14 protein-coding genes are annotated in these 17,825 nt (G+C 59.6%); 4 read left to right on the plus strand and 10 right to left on the minus strand.

Annotated features, from left to right (window positions below; all coding sequences use genetic code 11):
• Nucleotides 1-22: 22 nt before the first annotated feature.
• The 8 genes from IC231_RS09770 to IC231_RS09805 all read right to left on the minus strand — a co-directional run bounded on the left by IC231_RS09770 (nt 23) and on the right by IC231_RS09805 (nt 8,427).
• On the minus strand, nt 23-1,375 hold the full coding sequence (locus tag IC231_RS09770; RefSeq protein WP_190784339.1) for an NAD(P)H-dependent oxidoreductase: 1,353 nt from the start codon (nt 1,373-1,375) through the stop codon (nt 23-25).
• A 94-nt stretch (nt 1,376-1,469) separates the two neighbouring features.
• Nucleotides 1,470-2,024, minus strand: a complete 555-nt coding sequence (gene rfbC, locus IC231_RS09775; RefSeq protein WP_190784340.1) for a dTDP-4-dehydrorhamnose 3,5-epimerase — start codon at nt 2,022-2,024, stop codon at nt 1,470-1,472.
• Nucleotides 2,025-2,082: 58 nt separating this feature from the next.
• On the minus strand, nt 2,083-3,162 hold the full coding sequence (locus tag IC231_RS09780; protein ID WP_190784341.1) for an NAD-dependent epimerase/dehydratase family protein: 1,080 nt from the start codon (nt 3,160-3,162) through the stop codon (nt 2,083-2,085).
• 118 nt (nt 3,163-3,280) lie between these two features.
• Entirely contained in the window at nt 3,281-4,171 is an 891-nt protein-coding gene (gene rfbF / locus IC231_RS09785; protein ID WP_190784342.1) for a glucose-1-phosphate cytidylyltransferase, read from the minus strand.
• Between the two features lie 176 nt (nt 4,172-4,347).
• Nucleotides 4,348-5,130, minus strand: coding sequence for a WecB/TagA/CpsF family glycosyltransferase (locus tag IC231_RS09790; protein ID WP_190784343.1), 783 nt, complete (start codon nt 5,128-5,130; stop codon nt 4,348-4,350).
• A gap of 60 nt (nt 5,131-5,190) precedes the next feature.
• Nucleotides 5,191-6,588 carry an exopolysaccharide biosynthesis polyprenyl glycosylphosphotransferase gene (locus tag IC231_RS09795; protein WP_190784344.1) on the minus strand — a complete coding sequence of 466 codons (1,398 nt, stop codon included), beginning with the start codon at nt 6,586-6,588 and terminating at the stop codon, nt 5,191-5,193.
• A gap of 375 nt (nt 6,589-6,963) precedes the next feature.
• Nucleotides 6,964-7,830, minus strand: a complete 867-nt coding sequence (locus tag IC231_RS09800) for an AraC family transcriptional regulator (RefSeq protein ID WP_190784345.1) — start codon at nt 7,828-7,830, stop codon at nt 6,964-6,966.
• 165 nt (nt 7,831-7,995) lie between these two features.
• Nucleotides 7,996-8,427, minus strand: coding sequence for a DUF983 domain-containing protein (locus IC231_RS09805; RefSeq protein WP_211538978.1), 432 nt, complete (start codon nt 8,425-8,427; stop codon nt 7,996-7,998).
• 416 nt (nt 8,428-8,843) lie between these two features.
• Here IC231_RS09805 and IC231_RS09810 point away from each other — a divergent pair, with 416 nt between their 5' ends.
• The 4 genes from IC231_RS09810 to IC231_RS09825 all read left to right on the plus strand — a co-directional run bounded on the left by IC231_RS09810 (nt 8,844) and on the right by IC231_RS09825 (nt 15,226).
• Nucleotides 8,844-10,487 carry a glycoside hydrolase family 43 protein gene (locus tag IC231_RS09810; RefSeq protein ID WP_190784346.1) on the plus strand — a complete coding sequence of 548 codons (1,644 nt, stop codon included), beginning with the start codon at nt 8,844-8,846 and terminating at the stop codon, nt 10,485-10,487.
• 82 nt (nt 10,488-10,569) lie between these two features.
• Nucleotides 10,570-12,096 (plus strand): xylulokinase, encoded by a 1,527-nt coding sequence (locus IC231_RS09815; RefSeq protein ID WP_190784347.1) that lies wholly within the window; start codon nt 10,570-10,572, stop codon nt 12,094-12,096.
• Nucleotides 12,097-12,137: 41 nt separating this feature from the next.
• Nucleotides 12,138-13,466: a xylose isomerase gene (gene xylA, locus IC231_RS09820; protein WP_190784348.1), complete on the plus strand. Its 1,329-nt coding sequence runs from the start codon at nt 12,138-12,140 to the stop codon at nt 13,464-13,466.
• A gap of 71 nt (nt 13,467-13,537) precedes the next feature.
• A complete protein-coding gene (locus IC231_RS09825; protein WP_190784349.1) occupies nt 13,538-15,226 on the plus strand; it encodes a sodium/sugar symporter in 1,689 nt (562 codons plus the stop codon).
• A 102-nt stretch (nt 15,227-15,328) separates the two neighbouring features.
• On the opposite strand, the gene IC231_RS09830 is transcribed toward IC231_RS09825, so the two are convergent.
• Both IC231_RS09830 and IC231_RS09835 read right to left on the minus strand, forming a co-directional pair.
• Complete coding sequence (locus IC231_RS09830) at nt 15,329-16,357, minus strand: LacI family DNA-binding transcriptional regulator (RefSeq protein WP_190784350.1); 1,029 nt, start codon at nt 16,355-16,357, stop codon at nt 15,329-15,331.
• Between the two features lie 165 nt (nt 16,358-16,522).
• Nucleotides 16,523-17,815 carry a voltage-gated chloride channel family protein gene (locus IC231_RS09835; RefSeq protein ID WP_190784351.1) on the minus strand — a complete coding sequence of 431 codons (1,293 nt, stop codon included), beginning with the start codon at nt 17,813-17,815 and terminating at the stop codon, nt 16,523-16,525.
• Between the last annotated feature and the right edge of the window lie 10 nt (nt 17,816-17,825).

Consider the following 17,825-nt stretch of genomic DNA (forward strand, 5'->3'; position numbering starts at 1 on the left):
CAGTAGTGGCAAGAACGGCGGCTCACCGAAGCATCGATGGAGGATCGGCAAGCGTTGGGGAATTCAGGAAGGGCTGGCTATTTTGAAAATACGCGGTCTGCTCAGCCCGCAATTGGTCTATGAGGCGACCCTCCGGCAGTATTACATCGTTGTAAGTCAGCACTTGGTCACGCTCGACATCGTGGCGAAGCGTGCAGCCCTCAGCCACGCCAATAGGCAGCAGGTTTTCGCGCTGGGTGATGTCGGCGTTTTCGGCCAGCCCGTAGGTATGGTAGTGGCCGATGCCATCGAGCACTTGGCCGGCAAACAGCGGCACTTTGGCGGCTGTCACGACTTCCACGCGCATGGGGCCGGCCGGGGCCAGGGCAGCATCCTGGAACAGCACGGCGCGGGCCACTGTAGTCGGCGTCTCGAAGTGGCAGAGATGGTAAGGCGTGTAGAAGCAGTAGAGTGGCCCGGGGCCCAGCTTGTAGAGCTTCAGGTAGTGCTGCTGCACCGCATCGTCGATGGTGCCCAGCACGAATACCCCGGGACCCGGCTCCGCTCCCACCACATAATCGACGAGGCCGGGGCCACCGCCCAGCAGCAGCTCCTGCGGGTACCATTCGGCGGCTTTGCTGATGGGCGTACCGGGCTCCACGGTGGGGCCCAGCATCCCGCGCCGCGCCACGCGCATGTCCAGCGCATTGGCAATAACGGCCTGCTCGAAGCTGATTTTGCTGCCGTCGGCGAAGCTGGTGACCATGCTCGGGTTCTGGCCCCACTGCCGGGCAAAGCCTTCCTGGGTAGTCGGGTTGCGGTACGGGTCGTGAAGGCCTTTGATGTTGCCGCACAGGACCGGTGTCACGCCCAGCCCCTTCACGAAGCGCGCCAGATTGAGCGTTACGCCCGGCTGGTCGCCATCCGCCACGGAGTAGATTACCCCGGCCCGGTCGGCATACACTTTAAGAATAGGCCCTACAGTACCGTCCAGCTCGGCATTCAGCAGGATGATGTGCTTGTGGTGCCGGATGGCTTCCAGCACCACATGGGCGCCGTGCTCTACGGCACCGGTCACTTCAATAATGGCATCAATGCCGGCGGCGCGGCTCAGCAGCAGCGCATCATCGGTAATGGCGGGCTGGCCCAGTGCTATGCAGGTTTCCAGCTGCGCCACCGAGGCTACTTCACGCACGTCGGCTACGCCCGCCTCGGCATAGATGTTGCGCGCCCGTTCCGGGTTCCGATTGGCAATGGCCACCAGCTCCATACCGGGCACATAGCAGCAAATCTGCCGGGCCACACCCCGCGCCATAAAGCCGGCCCCAATCATGCCCACCCGAATCGGGTTTCCGTCGCGCTGCCGTTTTTCCAGAGCTTTGTCAATGATGATCATGCGCTGATTCAATGAAAAATGGGGAGTCTGATGGGGAGTAAGGCTTCTGACAGCATTGCCACAGCAAGCTCTCAGGCCGTTTCCATCACATTTTTTAGCCGCTTACCTCTTCCGGCACGCGCAGTTCAAAGCCCGGATGGCTGCGGTCTTTTTCCGATACCAGCACCGGTTTGAGGGGCCACTTGATGCCGATGGCCGGATCGTCCCAGCGCAGGCCGCGCTCAGAGCCGGGAGCATACTTCGCCGATACCTGGTAGCACACGTCGGTATTGTCGGTGAGGGTGATGAAGCCGTGCGCGAAACGGGCCGGCACGAACAGCATCCGGAACGAGTCTGCGGTCAGCTCCACTCCCAGCCACTGCCCATAGGTCGGCGACTCTTCCCGCAGGTCCACGATGACATCGTAGATGGCCCCGCGTGTGCAGCGTACCAGCTTGGTTTCTTCGTGCGGGGCCAGCTGAAAGTGCATGCCGCGCAGCGTGCCCTTCGTTGGGTTTGAGGAGACGTTGGCCTGGAGCGGCGGCATCAGAATGCCATGGGCGGCAAACTCATCTTCGCACCAGGAACGGGCGAAGAAGCCCCGCTCATCGGACATGCGTTCTACATCAATGATAAACGCGCCGGCCAACTCGGTTTCGGTGAAAATCATACGGGATGTCATTAATTCAGGTGTGAGTGCGGTGGGGGTATCGGTTGCGGAGAATCGGCTATGCAAGCACGGCAGCCGGCGTGGCGGCCACTTGCGCCCAGGTCAGCTCATCGGTCAGCTCGCCCGACTCGCGCAGGCTGGTGAGCACCCGCAGGCGCATGAGCTGCGAAGAGCGGAACGAAGTGTCGCGGAAGTTCATCGCCAGCAGTCCGTCGCGCAGCTCGGCAATGGTATCGTGCAGGGTGCGGAGCGGCTGGTATTCGGGGGCCATGGCGCGGTACAGGCTGAAATCGACGCGGTACGAGCGTTTGTCGGGCGGAGCGGCGGCGTTCAGACTCACGTTCGTCCCCGGAATGATTTCGGCAATGGCATGTGCCAGGTCGCGCACCTGGTAGTTCCAAGCGTCGCAGCCGGTATTGATGGCCAGGAAAGCCCCTCCGTAGCTGGCGTCGCGGCGCAATGCCCACTCGATGCCGCGGGCCATATCCTGCACATGAATCAGGGGCCGCCACGGCGTCCCGTCGCTCAGGATATTGATGTCGCCGGAAGCCACTGCACCCGCCACAAAGTCGTTCACTACCAGATCTAGGCGCAGCCGGTCGCTCCAGCCGCAAGCCGTGGCAAACCGCAGGCAGGTTACGCAAAAGTCGTCATCGGCCAGCGGGCGCAGGTCCTGCTCGCTCATCACTTTGGAGCGGGCATATGCCGTCAGCGGGTTCACCTCCGACTCTTCGGTTTTGGCGCCTTCGCCGCCGGCCCCATATATACTGCAGGAGCTGGCAAACACAAACGTGCGCACCCCGGCTGCCTTCGCCCGCCGCGCCAGCCAGATGCCTGCCCGGTGGTTTACTTCCATGGTCACGTCCTCGTACGTCTGGCCCATGGGGTCATTGCTGATAGCCGACAGATGCACAATGGCATCTACTCCCTGCAGCAGGTCAGTGGGCAAGTGGCGCACGTCGCCGAAGATCTGGCGGTCCAGCCTCGATTCGGGCAGACGCGTGGCGCCGGTCAGGCAGTGCGCAAAGAAACCCATGTCGTAGCCAATCAGCTCGGCCTGCGGAAACTGCCGGCGCAGGTGCTGCACAACACCGGGCCCTACATAGCCCATGTTGCCAGTGATAAGGATGCGGTTCATCTCGAAGAGTTACAGGTGGAAAGGCAGGTATGTATGGCAGCAAGCAGGCTAGGCGCTGCCTTTGCGGCCAGCAGCACGGAGCTGGCTCGAAGAATTTTTACTCGTAAGGCGGGGGGAATCAGCTAACCGGCATAATGGTGGGTGCCGCCACGCGCTGGCCTTCGGGAGCAAGTACCGGAGCCGCCATAATTTCGGCCAGCACGGGGTCGGGCGCTTCGGCAGCAGGCGCCTTGTCCCAGACCTTCCATTTGGCCTGCCCTTTCTGCCAGAGCTCCTCCAGCATGTTTCGGTCGCGCAGCGTGTCCATGGGCTGCCAGAAACCGGTGTGGCGAAATGCGGCTAGCTGTCCTTCCTTGGCCAGCCGTTCCATAGGGGCTTTTTCCCACATGGTGTCGTCACTGTCAATGTAATCCAGCACGCGGGGCTCCAGCACGAAGAAGCCGCCATTTATCCAGGGCGTTTCAGCCCCTTCGGGCTTTTCCGTGAAGCTTTCCACCTGCTCGGAATTGTCATGCAGGTTGAAAACCCCGAAGCGGCCGGGCTGGCGCACCGCCGTAAGCGTGGCCAAAGAGCCCTGCGCCTTATGAAAACGAATGGCGGAGCGAATGTCCACGTCGCCTACTCCGTCGCCATAGGTCAGGCAGAAGGTGCTGTCGTCCAGATACTCTCGCACCCGGCGCAAGCGGCCACCCGTCATGGTCTCCTGGCCGGTATCTACCAGCGTCACATTCCACGGCTCGGTATTATTGCGGTGTACCTGCATTTCATTGCGGTCCATCCGGAACGTGACGTCGGCGTTGTGCAGGAAATAGTCGGAGAAATACTGCTTGATCATGTGGCCTTTGTAGCCGCAGCAAATCACGAAGTCGTGAATGCCATGGTGGGCATAGATTTTCATGATGTGCCAGAGAATAGGCTTGCCACCTATTTCCACCATGGGCTTTGGTCTTACTCCGCTTTCTTCGCTGATGCGGGTACCGTAGCCCCCCGCCAGAATGACTGCTTTCATGATTAGTACTGCTTGAGGAGAAAACGGAACCAAGACCACTTAACTTCCAGCTCAGGCGGTATTTCTCATACCAAGCACGTATCCTGGGCTAGTGAAAGATATCGATTATTATAATATTGTCAATATAAAATGTTAATTATTTTAATTTAAGGTAAAATACAAATTGGTATAGTTCACTAATAGCGCACTGTTGAATGGGTTGGGCGGCCCGCATACTGTGCTACCGTTCGCCGGAGCACGAGGTACACGAACTGGCTGTTGGTAACCAGGTAGCGCCGCCAAAGCCGACGCGGCTCCAGCCACAGCCGGTAGGCCCATTCCAGCCAGAGCCGCCGCGCCCACAGTGGCAGCCGGCGCTCCAGGCCGGCGTAGACGTGGAACGCCTGCCCGACGCCCAGCATGCAAGCCCGTACGCGCCCCCGGTGGTGGGCCATCCAGTTTTCCTGGCGCGGGCAACCCAATGCCACAAACAGCAGATCCGGGTCGGCGGCATTGATAGCAGCTACCTCGGCCTCATCCTCCTCCGGCGTAAGCGGACGAAACGGAGGCGCATGCGTACCGGCAATGCGCAGCGTGGGCAACTCTCGCCCTGCCCGTGCCACTATGGCTTCCAGTACATTTTCGGTGGTGCCGTAGAAATACACCGACTGCCCACGCCGCGCAGCTTCGGCAAGTAGCGCCGGCAGCAAATCCATACCGGCTACCCGCTGCTGCTGCTGCCCCTGGTTGAACCAGCCCACGGCCGCCGCAATCGGGCTGCCATCGGGCGCGGCAATTGCGGCCTGATTGAGTACCTCCTGAAAGCCGGGATTGGTGTGCGCCTCCACCAGCATGTGCACGTTGGTGAAGCAGACATAGGCGGAACAGCGGGCCTCGCCCAACCGCAGAATGGCGTCTACAAACTCCGGCGCTGTGCCGGTTGAGATGCGCGAGTCCAGTACATAGCGTTTGGGAAGCATGCCCTGAATGGTTGAATTGTCGATTGGGTTACCGGGCAGGTATAGGCGCCTGAGCACCTCTTAGTAGGCGTTCTTCTCGCCACGCACCATGTTCCAGACAGTCTGGCCTATGATCTTAAGGTCCAGCCCAAACGTCCAGTTCTCGACATATTTCAGGTCGTATTCCACCCGCTTTTCCATGGTGCCGGCCTCACGGGTTTCGCCACGGTAGCCGTTCACCTGTGCGTAGCCCGTGATGCCGGGCGTTACGGCGTGCCGCAGCTGGTAGGTGCGGATATGCTTGCTGTACTCTTCCAGCTGCGACACCATGTTGGGGCGCGGCCCCACCACCGACATATGCCCCAGCAGCACGTTAAAAAACTGCGGCAGCTCGTCTAAGTTGTACTTGCGCAGATACTGCCCCACGCGGGTTACGCGCACGTCGTTTTTGGTAGCCTGCAGCTCGGTACGGCCGTGGTCGGCACGCATGGTGCGGAGCTTGTAGCACGGAAACAGCTGGTTGTGCTTGCCGGGGCGCAGTTGCTTAAAGAACACCGGCCCTGGCGAGTCGAGCTTGATAAGCAGCGCCAGCAACGGCATGATAACAGGAAATATGGTGCAGATAACCAGCCCGGAAAATGCAATATCAAAGATGCGCTTCAGCACCTGATTGGTGCGCATGCCAAGCGGCTCATTCCGGATAGTGAGGATGGGCAGATGGTCGTAGAAATACACGTTTACATCCTTGCGCATGGTTCCGCGGAAATCGGGCACGATGCGGAAAGACAGAAAGTGCTCATCTGCAAACCGCGACAGCTCCGCAATGAGGTGACGCCGGTCGAGGGGCAGCGCGAAGTAGATATCGTTGATTTGCTCGTTCAGGCAAAACTCTTTCAGGTCGGCGAGGCGGCCACGCACCAACGGCTTCACAGCGGCCGGGGCGGCATCATCGGAGAAGAACCCCATAAACTTATTGCCGATAGGGTCGTGGGAGGCCAGAAAGCGGTACAGTTCCTGGCCACTATCGCTGGCCCCCACTATCACGAAGCGGCTGCTGGCCCTGGCTACGTGCTGATGGTAGGAGCGGTTGAGAAATGTTACCAGAAACCGCCCCGATACCACGCCTACCATCGAAAGGCTGTACACCGAAAACAGATACTGAACTGGTGGCCATTTCATCTGCCCGGCCACTACGGCCAGCAGCACAATGGTGGCGTGCAGCAGAAAAGTCCGCATCAGGTAGAGCAGCTTCTCCGGATAGGTGATAAGCCGGTCGACGCGGTAGATGTTGGCATACTGGCCGGACAGTATCCACCAGAGCAGCCCGAAGATGACGAAGAAATAAGGATAATAGCCGGCAAATGTCCAACTATCGAGGTAGATGCGGCCAGCGACCCGGAAAGCTCCGTAAATAAGGAGCACGTCGACTAGCAACAATACGAAACGCGAGGCGTCCGTGTAGTGTCTGTAGCGTTCCATGAGTAAGCAACATGAGCGAAGGTTAATACCAGGCAGTAGCGGGAACGGTAGGGTAGGATTCGGAGCGGCTGTATGACAAAGAAACAATTTTTTATTCTTTAATCAATATTTTATATGACTTTTTTTCTCAATAAGACAAGACAATCTGTAAATGATTCTGTACTAGCACACTGTAGTATTTCGCTCTATCATTTTCTAACCAGCTGCTTATCTGCATGTTGCTACATATATTTCAGAGACAAGCTCGGAACAGGTCTCTTGCTAGGCTATTTCACCTAAGCTGCCCTGGGATTTGCCTCCTATACGCTGCGCCAAATTGCCGGACTCCGCGCAAGTGAAGCCCCTGTTCCCACTCAGCAAACCGCCCTGCCTGCTTTAGCGGACACTATTGTGGCGGAACGACTCAGGCGTTTGGCCGGTGTGCTTTCTGAAATAGCGAGCGAAATAGGAGGCATCCTCAAATCCGACTGCGTAGGCTACCTGAGCCACCGACTGGGCGGAATGGGCAAGCAGGCGGGTTGCTTCCGCAATTACCCGTTCCTGAATCAGGCGGCTGGCTGTTTTGTTAAGTATGCGCCGGCAGACAGCGTTCAGGTGATTAGCCGTCAGATGCAGCCTTTCGGCATAATAGCGCACTGTTTTCTCGGCTCGGAAGTGCTGGTTGAGCAGCAACCCAAACTCCCTGATCTGCAGCAGCGCATGGGAAGCCTGCTCCTGAGGCGTGTACGCATAGTGCCGGGTAGCGAGTTCCAGGCACAGAAATAAGTAGGCCCCGATTACAGAAGAATGGTTGGGAGCCGACACTGCACGCTCCAGATAAATTCGCTGGAGCAGCGGCAACAGCATTACTTCGCTGGGGGGCAGATACAGTACTGGCTGATGGGCCGGATTGAAAAAGGGATACTCAGCTAACCGGGCGGCAGGATACTGCTGCAGGTAGAAATCAGCCGTAAAAAACAGGATGTAGCCTTCAGTGTCGGCGGACAGCACCCAGGAATGCGCCTGCCCTGGCACCAGAAAAAACAGGCTCCCGGCACGCAGGTCATACGTTATCAGATCGATAGTATGGCTGCCCTGCCCCTGCGTAATGTAGAGCAGCAGATAAAAGTCATGCGCGTGAGGCTCGCTCACTATCGGAAACTTAGCCACATGCAACTCCAGCCGCTCGATATAATACTGGTGAGCAGCGTGTTGCCCAGGAAACGTATTCAGTGCAAGAACAGGCAGGCTGGAGTATTTCATGCGGAAGCAACTCGGCCTGAGTCTTGGTTGGGGCCGGATAAAGTTCGGCCGCAAGCTACGCAAAGCTTACGCTGCACTTTCTCCGGCACGGGCAGATTCCGCTGAATCCTGTAAGCGTACAGGCGAGCCCCCTCTCCTATCGGCTCCCTGATCTGAAGCCGTAGCTTAGTTGGTATCCGAACGGTTTGCGAAGGAATTTAGATTTCGGCTCGCAGGCTCATTCAGGCGAGGGTCGTAGGTAATGCCGCCAAACAGGTACAGCATTAGGGCCCGCGAATAGCGTAGTACGAGCGGGGTGGTGGCCAGCACAATAACGGCTACCGTCAGCACATACACCCATACGGCAGGGTCATTCAGCAGGTAGTAGCACAATACCCCGCTGAACGCAAAAATGGCTACTGAAAAACCGTAGCTCACGAACATGGCTCCCCAATAAAAACCAGGCTCGGGCTCATACGCTACGTTGCAAACGGGGCAATGCGCGGGCATTTCGGCAAACTTGGTGGAGTAGGCGGGGTGCGAAAACAACTTACCCTGATGGCAGCGAGGGCAACGCAGATCCAGCAGGGCCAGACCAGTGGATTCTATTGGCTTCATACGCTATGAACACTTAAGCTAACACAAAGCTACATACGCTTTCAAAGCAGAAGCAGGCACAAAAGCGGGTACGTACCGCACAAATCAACGATTTGTACACTGCTACGCCTCTGCGCACTATGCTATATCTGGTATCATCAGAAGTACAGCAAGGGTGGTTATCACGCGTACTGTGAGTTGTACGTATTTCCACTAACAAGAAACGTATACCAGCGGTTATCGGAAACGTTTCCGATAACCGCTGGTATGTAACTGGGCAGTTATTTTTCCAAACACATTATGGTATTCGGAAACGTTTCCGAAAATCTTACATTTGTTCATAGCCACTGCTAAGTGGCGAATCCGTTGCACACTGTCGGCCCCTCTTACGTCTGCTTATGTCTCCGTTGTCCTGCCTTTCATTTCTTGTTCCATTGATGCAGGACGTTGGAAAGCAGATTCTGTACGCGGCAGTAGCTCTACTCCTTGCCCTTCCCCTGTCAGTGCAGGCGCAATCATCTGCGGGCCTTTCGAAAGTGTGGGCGCCGGACCTGGGCAACGGCAGCTACAAGAACCCGGTGCTGTATGCCGACTACTCCGACCCCGATGCTATTCGGGTCGGCGACGACTTTTACCTGACTTCTTCCAGCTTCAACTCCGCGCCCGGCCTGCAGATTCTGCACTCCAAAGATCTGGTCAACTGGACCCTGATTGGCGCGGCATTTCAGGAGCAGTTGCCAGTAGCCCGTTACCGCGAGCCGCAGCACGGCAACGGCGTATGGGCCCCGGCGCTGCGCTACCACAATAAGGAGTTCTATATTTTCTACCCCGACCCCGACCTAGGCATCTTCGTAACCAAGGCGAAGAATCCGGCCGGGCCTTGGTCGACGCCGATATGCATCAAGGAGGCCAGCGGCTGGATTGACCCCTGCCCGCTCTGGGATACTGACGGCAAAGCCTACCTCGTGCACGGTTTTGCGGGCTCCCGGGCCGGCATCAAAACTATTCTGGCGGTTTCGCCGATGGCAGCCGACGGCCTGAGCCTGACTGGCCCTGACGCGCTGGTGTTCGACGGGCACGCGGCACATCCGACGCTGGAAGGCCCTAAGTTCTACAAGCGCAACGGCTACTACTACATTTTTGCGCCGGCCGGCGGCGTACCTACCGGCTGGCAGCTGGTGCTGCGCTCCAAGAACGTGTATGGCCCCTATGAAGAGCGAATTGTGATGGACCAGGGCAAAACGCCCATCAATGGCCCGCACCAAGGTGCTTGGGTAGATACAGATGCAGGCGAGGACTGGTTTCTGCACTTCCAAGACCAGGGGCCCTATGGCCGCGTCGTGCATCTGCAGCCGATGGTCTGGAAAAACGACTGGCCGGTGATTGGCGAAGACCCGGACGGCGACGGCAAAGGCCAGCCCGTGCTGACGTACCGCAAACCCCGCATCAAAGGCAAGCCGCAGCCGCTGGCTACGCCCGCTACTTCCGACGAGTTCAGCAGCAACCAACTGGGCCTGCAGTGGCAGTGGCACGCCAATCCGCAGGATTACTGGGCTTTTCTGAATGGGCCACAGGGCTACCTGCGCCTGTACGCCATGCCGCTGCCGGAAGGCTACAAGAACCTGTGGCAGCTGCCCAACCTGCTGCTGCAAAAACTGCCCGCCGAAACCTTCACTGCCACCACCAAGCTTACGTTTCAGGCGCGGGCCGAAGGTGAGAAGATGGGGCTGGTGATGATGGGTCTCGACTACGCCTACATTTCGCTGACCAACGTGGGCGGCAAGCTGCAGCTCAGCCAGAGCGTGTGCCAGAAAGCCGACAAAGGCAGCCCCGAAACCACCACGGCGCCGGTAGTTATACCGCAGTCCACCCAGCCGATATATCTGCGTGTGACCGTGAAGCTAGGCGCCAAATGCCAGTTCAGCTACAGCTTCGACGGGCAGCAGTTTCGGCCGCTGGGCATCGAGTTTCAGGCCGTGGAGGGCAAATGGATTGGGGCCAAAGTGGGTCTGTTCTGCACCCGCGCCGCCAAATTCAACGACTCCGGCAACGCCGACATCGACTGGTTTCGCATCGAATAAGCTGATTGTTAGGTGTTGATGGTCAGTTGCCGGAGCGACAATCAACACCTAACAATCATCCATCAACCAACAACCGATACTCATGCTTCTCCTCGGAATAGACCTCGGTACTTCGTCCGTTAAAGTATCGGTAGTGGATGCGCAAACCCGGCAGTGTCTGGTGTCGGTGAGCTACCCCGAGGCGGAGCGCGAGATTCTGGCGCGGCAGCCGGGCTGGGCTGAGCAGGACCCGCGCCAGTGGTGGCTCGATGCCCGGCAGGCCATCCTCAATGCCCACGCCACGCAGCGCTACAATCCGCAGGACATCAGCGCCATCGGCATTGCCTACCAGATGCATGGTTTGGTGGTAGTAGACCAGAACCAGCACCCGCTGCGCGACGCCATTATCTGGTGCGACAGCCGGGCCGTGCCCTACGGTGAGGCGGCTCTGCACACTATTGGGGCCGAGTATTGCCAGAGTCACCTGCTCAACTCGCCCGGCAATTTCACGGCGGCCAAATTGGCCTGGGTGAAGGAGCACGAGCCCGAGACCTACGCCCGCATCGACAAAATCATGCTGCCCGGCGACTTTCTGGCGCTGCAGCTCACGGGTGAGTCCACAACCAGCATTTCGGCGCTGTCGGAAGGTATTTTCTGGGATTTTGAGCGCCATGCGCTGTCCAAGGAGGTATTCAGCTTCTTCGGCTTCGATAAAAGCCTGATTCCGCCGGTGCACGACGTGTTTGCGCCGCACGGCAACGTGCGCGAAATCGTGGCCGAGGAGCTAGGCCTACGAACCGGCATTCCGGTAACCTATAAAGCCGGCGACCAGCCCAACAATGCTCTATCCTTGAACGTGCTGCAGCCGGGCGAAGTAGCCGCCACGGCCGGCACGTCGGGCGTGATTTACGCCGTGACGGACCAGCTGTTTGTGGATGCGCAGTCGCGCGTGAATCCGTTTGCGCACGTCAACCACACGCGGGAGCAGCAACGACTGGGCGTGCTGCTCTGCATCAACGGCACGGGCAGCCTGAACCGCTGGGCCAAGCAGACGGTAGCCCCGGGACTGACGTATCCGGAATCCAATGAGCGGGCCGCTGCCGTTGCGCCCGGCTCCGAGGGCCTGCTGTGCCTGCCCTTCGGCAACGGTGTGGAGCGGATGCTGGCTAACCAGCCCGTAGGCGCGCATTTCCACGGCCTCGACTTCAACCAGCACAGTGCGGCCCACATGCTGCGGGCCGCGCAGGAAGGCGTGGCCTTCGCGTTCCGCTACGGCTTGGATTTGATGCGTGAGGGCGGCCTCCACCCGACCGTGGTGAAAGCCGGCCACACCAACATGTTTCTGAGCGACGTTTTCACGCAGGCCTTTGTGAACAGCACCGGACTGGCCGTGGAACTGCACCAGACCGACGGCAGCGTGGGCGCGGCGCTGGGGGCCGGCATTGGGGCGGGCATCTACGCTACCCCTGCCGAAGCCTTCCGCCACATGCAGCCGTTGCGCACCATCCAGCCCGACGACGCGACTTCGGCCGTGTACGAAGGCGTGTATCAGCAGTGGAAAGAGCTGCTGATGCGCCACCTGCAGCAGCCGGCCGCCCCGGCCCTCCTCCCCGATTCCGTTGTCCGCTAGCCGGGTCCCGTTCCGTTTCCATCTTCCAACTTCTTCGTACCATGAATTCCGTGCTTGAAAAAAACTCCCTGTTTTCCTCTATCCCGCAAATTCAGTTTGAAGGGCTGGAATCCGACAACCCGCTGGCCTTCCGCTGGTACGACGAAAAGCGCGTAGTGGCGGGCAAGCCCATGAAAGAGTGGCTGCGCTTCGCCGGGGCCTACTGGCACTCGTTCAACGGCTCCGGCGCCGACCCTTTCGGCGAAGCCACCCACCTCTTCCCCTGGGACACGCACTCCGACCCGATTGCGCGCGCCAAAGCCAAGATGGACACCGCCTTCGAGTTTCTGACCAAGCTCAGCCTGCCCTACTACTGCTTCCACGACGTGGATGTGGTGGACTATGGCAACGACATTGCCGGAAACGAGCGGCGGCTGCAGACCATGGTGCAGTATGCCAAGCAGAAACAGCAGGAAACCGGCCTCAAACTGCTGTGGGGCACGGCCAACCTCTTCTCGCACTGCCGCTACATGAACGGCGCCGCCACCAACCCCGATTTCCACGTGCTGGCCCACGGTGCGGCCCAGGTGAAGGCGGCTCTGGATGCTACCATCGAGCTAGGCGGCGAGAACTACGTGTTCTGGGGCGGCCGCGAAGGCTACATGACGCTGCTCAATACCAACATGCAGCGCGAGCAGGAGCACTTTGCTAAATTCCTGCACACGGCCAAAGACTACGCCCGCCGCAACGGCTTCAAGGGAACGTTCTTTATCGAACCCAAGCCCATGGAGCCCACCAAGCACCAGTATGACTACGACGCGGCCACCGTCATCGGGTTTCTGCGCCAGTACGACCTGCTGAATGACTTCAAACTGAATCTGGAGGTAAACCACGCCACGCTGGCCGGGCACACCTTCCAACACGAGCTGCAGGTGGCTGCCGATGCTGGTATGCTAGGCAGCATCGACGCCAACCGCGGCGACTACCAGAACGGCTGGGACACCGACCAGTTCCCGAACGACATCTATGAGCTGACCGAGTCCATGCTCGTGCTGCTCGAAGCCGGCGGGCTGCAGGGTGGCGGCATCAACTTCGACGCCAAAATCCGCCGCAACTCCACTGACCCTGTAGACCTGTTCCATGCGCACGTGGGCGGCATGGACATCTTCGCCCGCGCACTTATCACTGCCGATAATATTCTGCAGAAGTCCGACTACCGCCGCATGCGGCAGGAGCGCTACGCCTCCTTCGACTCGGGTGAGGGCCAGGCCTTCGAACAGGGCCAGCTGACGCTGGAGCAGCTGCGCGACTATGCGGCCCAAAACGGCGAGCCGGAAGTACGCAGCGGCCGGCAGGAGTATCTGGAGAACCTGATTAACCGCTATATTTAGGCGCTTTCCATGCATCAGGGCGAGGCTGCAGCCTCGCCCTGTTTGTGTCTGTTCATTCCTGCCTGTCCGCTATGCAGCACCAGCTTTCCTCGCTCGACTACATCGTTTTCTTCGTCTATTTTCTGATTGTTGCCGGCTACGGCATCTGGATCTACCGCCGCAAAACCGGCCACGATGGTACCGCCGAGGGCGACTCGAAAGACTACTTCCTGGCCGAAGGCTCCCTGACCTGGTGGGCCATCGGCTCCTCGCTCATTGCGTCCAACATTTCCGCCGAGCAGTTTGTGGGCATGTCGGGCTCTGGCTTCAAGATGGGCCTGGCCATTGCCACCTACGAATGGATGGCGGCCCTAACGCTCATCATTGTGGCTGTGTTTTTCATTCCGGTGTACCTGAAGAACAAGATCTTCACGATGCCGCAGTTTCTGCATCAGCGCTATAACGGCACCGTGGCCATGATTATGGCCATTTTCTGGCTGATGCTGTACGTAGTCGTCAACCTGACGTCTATTCTCTACCTCGGGGCCATTGCCGTGAGCAGCATTTCGGGCCTGAACCTGGAGTTTTGTATGTATGCGCTGGCGGCGTTTGCCATCATCATCACACTGGGCGGCATGAAGGTTATCGGCTTCACCGACGTGATTCAGGTGTTTTTCCTGATTCTGGGCGGGCTGGCTACCACCTATCTGGCCCTCAATATGGTAGCGGAGCATTACGGCCAGACCGGCGTGCTGAACGGCTTCAACCTGATGACGGAACAGGCCGGCGACCATTTCCAGATGATTTTCAAGCGCGACAACCCCAACTATATCGACCTGCCGGGCCTCACGGTACTGCTCGGCGGCATGTGGATTGTGAACCTGAACTACTGGGGCTGCAACCAGTACATCACGCAGCGGGCCCTCGGCGCCGACCTGCCCACGGCCCGGGCCGGTATCCTGTTTGCCGCCTTCCTGAAGCTGCTCATGCCGGTGATTGTGGTGCTGCCCGGTATTGCGGCCTACGTACTCTACAAGCAGGACGTATTTGGGGCGGCTGAGTTCATGCAGGGCGGCGAAGTCAACCCGGACCGGGCCTATCCGGTGCTGCTCAACATTCTGCCCACCGGGCTGAAAGGCCTTTCCTTCGCCGCCCTGACGGCGGCTGTGGTGGCCTCGCTGGCCGGCAAAGCCAACTCCATTGCCACCATCTTCACCCTCGACATCTACAAGAAAGTCCTCAACGTGGATGCTTCCGAGAAGAAAATGGTAGCCGTCGGCAAGATTGCCGTGGTAGTGGCCATGCTACTGGGCGTGCTCATTGCACCGCACCTCGGCATCGACAAGAAAGGCGGCTTCCAGTACATTCAGGAGTATACCGGCTTCGTGTCGCCGGGCATTTTTGCCATGTTCATTCTGGGCTTCTTCTGGAAGCGTACCACGTCCACGGCGGCGCTGTTTGCCACCATCGGCGGCTTCCTGCTGTCAGTGCTGTTGAAATTCCTGCCCAATATCATGGACCTGTCGTGGCTGGCTCCAATGGGTTTTGCGGTGCCGAATGCAGCGGGCATCTACGAAATTCCCTTCCTCGACCGGATGGGTTTCGTCTTCCTTATCTGCGTGGCTACCATGGTGATTATCAGCGTATTTGAAACCAACCGTGGCGTAAAAACCAACGGTCTGGAAGTAGACAGCAGTATGTTCCGGCCCCAGCGCAGCTTTACCATCGGCGCAATGGTCATTGTTACCATCCTCACGGCGCTCTACACTATCTACTGGTAAGCAGCAAGCCCCCCCAAGCGGCGGCCCGGTCTGTGCTCCTATCCGGAGCCAGACCGGGCCGCTGGCTTTTTAATACGCTTATGACGAGAAGCTGGCCGCGGCTTATTTTCGCAACGAAGAGCTGCGCACAATGAGCGTGGGCTTGAGCACAATGCGCTGGCTGGTGAAGTATTCCGTCCGCTTCAGCACCTGGAGAAACAGCTGCACCGCCACTTCCCCCATCAGCTGCCCCCGCTGATCCACGGAGGTCAGCTGGGGCTTAATCATCGTGGTGAAAGGCTCGTTGCTGAAGCCGACCAGCGCCATATCCTGCGGCACGCGCAAGCCATGCTCCTCCAGCACCTGCAGCGCACCGGCCGCCGCAAAATCGTAGGCCGAAAACACGGCATCCGGGCGCGGCGTACGGGCCAATAGCTGCTGCATGGCGGCCGCGCCAGCGGCCGTGCCGGAGCCCGCCAGCGGCACGACCAGCTGCGCATCGTAGGGCAGGTTGTGGGCCAGCAGCGCATCGTGGTAGGCGCGGTGCCGGTCGAAGGTGGTGTTGAGGATTTGCGGGCCGGCCAGATGCGCAATCCGGCGGCAGCCCTGCTGAATCAGATGCTCCATCACCTGGTAAGCGCCCCGGTAATCGTCAACTACCACGCCGCAGGCGTTTTGCAGGGCGGGCATTCGGTCGAAAAACACGAGCGGCGTAGCCTGGTGGCGCACTTTTTCGAAGTGGCTCAGGTCGCGCGTGGTGTTCGACATGGAAACCAGCACGCCGTCTACCTGTGCGTTCAGCAGCGCCTCAACGTGCTTTTTCTCCTGGGCCTCGTCTTCGTTCGACTGGCAGATCATGACGCTGAAACCGGCCTTGCTGGCCACTTCCTCGATGCCGTGCACCACCGCCGGAAAAAACGCCCCGTTGATGTGCGGCACAATCACGCCCAGCATGTTGCTGCGGCCTTTGCGCAACGCGGCAGCCAGGGTGTTGGGGCGGTAGTTCAGCTTTTCGGCCAGGGCCCATACCTGCTGCCGGGTGGCTTCACTCACATCGGAAGCATTGTTGAGCGCCCGCGAAATAGTGGAGATGGACAGGCCCAGCTGCTCTGCTAAATCGGAAATGGAGATGCGCTTATTTCCCTTGGCCATGCCACGTGGTAAAATGAATAAACTGCCGCCGGGGGTAGCGTCCGGCTTGTTTTTAAGGCCCGGCAGGTTCTGGCAAGGCAATGTACTTCCGTGTTGCCTTGCTCCCACTAAGCTACGCGTTGGCACTCAGATGAGCGCGCCTGTGGGGCGCTGGCTCGGCAGAATCTACAGCTCGTTCAGCCGTTTGCCCTGCTGCCGGCCGTAGCGCAGGTGCTTGGCCTGCCCAATGACCTGGGCCCCATAGATACCCCGATGGCCGGAAAACAGGTAGGCCACCACGCAGGCTACAGCCAGATATACCGCGCCCTGCACCCCGAACAGCTCCAGCCCCATCAGCAGGCAGGCCAGCGGCGTGTTGGCGGCGCCCGCAAATACGGCCACAAACCCCATGGCCGCCAGCAGCGCCACCGGCAGCGGCAGCACCACCGCCAACGCCGACCCCAGGGCCGCGCCAATAAAGAAGAGCGGCGTCACTTCGCCTCCCTTGAACCCGCACCCCAGCGTAAGGGCCGTCAGAAAGAGTTTCCAGGCGAAATCCGACGGCCCCAGCGGCCCCTGGAATGCCTCCACGATGACGGGGATGCCCAGGCCTATATAGCGCGTGGTACCCGACGCCCACACGATGCCCACCAATAGCACTCCGCCTACCACTGGCCGCAGCGGCGCATACGCAATGCGCCCAAATTGCCGACTGAACCAATGGGTAAGCGCCGCAAAGCTGCGCGCCACCAGCCCAAACAAGGCGCCGGCCAGCAATGTGCAGCCCAGCCCCAGCGGCGTAATCGGGAAAGCGGCCAGCTGCGGATACTGCGTGTGCCCTACTCCCCAGGCCCGCGTCACGAGGTCGGCACTGATGGCGGCCAAGAAGGCGGGCAGCACCGCGTCGTAGCGGATGGCCCCCAGCAGAAACACTTCCAGCCCGAACACAGCCCCGGCCAGCGGCGTCCCAAATACGGAAGCAAACCCTGCACTCATGCCCGCAATCAGCAACAGCCGCCGGTCGCGGGGGCGCAGCCGCAGCAGGCGGGTGAGCTGGTCGGCCAGGGCACCACCCATCTGCACGGCCGTGCCTTCGCGGCCAGCGGAGCCGCCGAACAGGTGCGTAGCCAGCGTGCCGCCCAGCACCAGCGGCACCAGCCGCAGCGGAATCAGGGTGCGCGGGGTATGAATTTCCTCCAGAAGCAGGTTGTTGCCGCGCACCGCCTGCTTGCCGAAATAGTGGTAAGCCAACCCGATTCCCAGACCGGCCACGGGCAGCAGCGCCAGCACCCAGGGCTGCTGTTCGCGCCAGTCCGTCGCCCAGTCGAGGGCTATCAGGAAGAAGGCCGAAGCGGAACCGGCCAGCACGCCAATCAGCACGCTGATCAGCAGCCAGCGCACCAGAAAAACCGCAGTAGTTGTTGTTTCGAGGCTGCGCAGGCGAGCAGGCAACTGGCGGAAGAAAGAAGAGAGCAGCATATACGAACCA

The sequence above is a fragment of the Hymenobacter duratus genome, assembly GCF_014698995.1.
Classification (GTDB): domain Bacteria; phylum Bacteroidota; class Bacteroidia; order Cytophagales; family Hymenobacteraceae; genus Hymenobacter; species Hymenobacter duratus.